The organism is Pseudoalteromonas sp. Of7M-16 (genome assembly GCF_022347805.1).
GTDB lineage: Bacteria > Pseudomonadota > Gammaproteobacteria > Enterobacterales > Alteromonadaceae > Pseudoalteromonas > Pseudoalteromonas luteoviolacea_F.
This window is the reverse complement of the sequence record NZ_JAKRFY010000057.1, coordinates 1-1,644: the sequence shown is the minus strand read 5'-3', so window position 1 is coordinate 1,644 and position 1,644 is coordinate 1. Positions and strand designations below refer to the sequence as shown.

The window sequence follows — 1,644 nt, the reverse complement described above, 5'->3', positions numbered from 1 at the left end:
CTGCCACTGTGGTTTAGGTAGGGCTTTTCTATCAATTTTACCATTGCTATTGTGTGGCATTGTATCCAGCACCACTATCAGCGCTGGCACCATATAATCTGGTAATCGCTCACTGAGCGCTGCACCTATGGTCTCTGTATCCAACTGCTCACCAGATACATAGCCCACTAACTGTGTACTGCCCGTGCTGTCATCATCAACTACCACCGCTTCACTGACACCTACGCAGCGATACAGCTGGGCTTCAATGTCGCCCAACTCTATGCGATAACCCCGGATCTTAACTTGATGATCTGTTCGACCTAGATATTCTAGTTCACCTTGATGATTCCAACGCACCAAATCGCCGGTACGATATAAACGACTGCCATCATCCGCAAACGGGTTTGCCACAAAACGTTCAGCACTGAGCTCTGGACGAGACAAGTACCCGCGCGCCAATCCGGCTCCCGCGATATACAGCTCACCCGCCACCCTCTGTGGACACAGATTCAGTTGATTATCTAACACATACAATTGCGTATTCAGCGTTGCCTCACCCAAGTGCACCGGTGTCTGCGTAACCGGGTAACAACTGGACCAAATCGTGGTTTCCGTCGGTCCGTACATGTTCCAAAGTGTGACCCCCGTTGCCGCCAAGTCATCGACCAATTCTGCCGGCAGTGCTTCTCCCCCGCACAAGGCGAATTTGCCCTGTACTGCGGTGAGTAAATCCAGTTCCAGTAGACTGCGCCAGCCCGCTGGTGTCGCTTGCAATAGATCTTGCTCGGCCAATAATTCTGGCGTGAGGGTGGTGGCGTTTTGTGCCACGGTTACTGTGCCACCACTTATCAGTGGCAAGTATATTTCCAACCCGGAAATGTCAAAGGACAATGAGGTCAACGCCAGTGCATTCTGCGCCCCTTTAAGACCCAATTGTTGCTGCATGCCCAATAAGAAATTAAGTAGGTTGCCATGACTGATGGCCACCCCTTTCGGCAGTCCTGTCGATCCCGAGGTATACAGCGTATACACCAGCTGGTCATGATGGCGCACCGCGCTCGGTTTGCTTTGCGGGTAGGTATCGAATGACAGCTCCGCCACATTTAAGCAAGTCACCTCATCGGCAAATGCCATAGCGGTATTCGTCAGTGCCAGCTTCGCGCCACTGTGTTGGCAAATATAATCTCGGCGCTCGTCCGGTAGTTCCACTGCGATTGGCACATATACACCACCGGCTTTGCTCACCGCTAAAATCGCCAAGATCATTTCAATGCCTCGGGTCATGCTCACCGCCACCGGCATCTCTGCGGTTAACCCGGCTGCCAGCAACCCATGGGCTAGCTGGTTCGCACGATCATCAAGCTCGGCATAACTTATCTGCGCGTTGTGTTCATTGCGCACCGCAATGGCCGCTGGCGTGTGCTTTGCCTGCTGTTCAAACAGCGCCAATGCATCCTGTTGTGGTAATACTTGCTGCTGGCCAACCCCCAGTTGTTGCACACTTGCCTGCGCCTGTGCATCTAATAATTGAATGTGGCCCAGCGGTTTATCCACCTGTGATTGCAACGCCTCTAGCAAGCGCGCCAAATTGGTGGCAAGTTGCGCAACCAACTTGGCACTTAAACGCCAACCTTGATAGGCAAAGTTGACAGTCAAACCCTG

The 1,644-nt window shown here is 52.6% G+C and carries 1 protein-coding gene; it reads right to left on the bottom strand.

The window, feature by feature from the left end; genetic code table 11:
* A partial coding sequence (locus tag MHN81_RS27915; protein ID WP_239427373.1) for an amino acid adenylation domain-containing protein occupies nt 1-1,644 on the bottom strand: 1,644 nt, incomplete at both ends.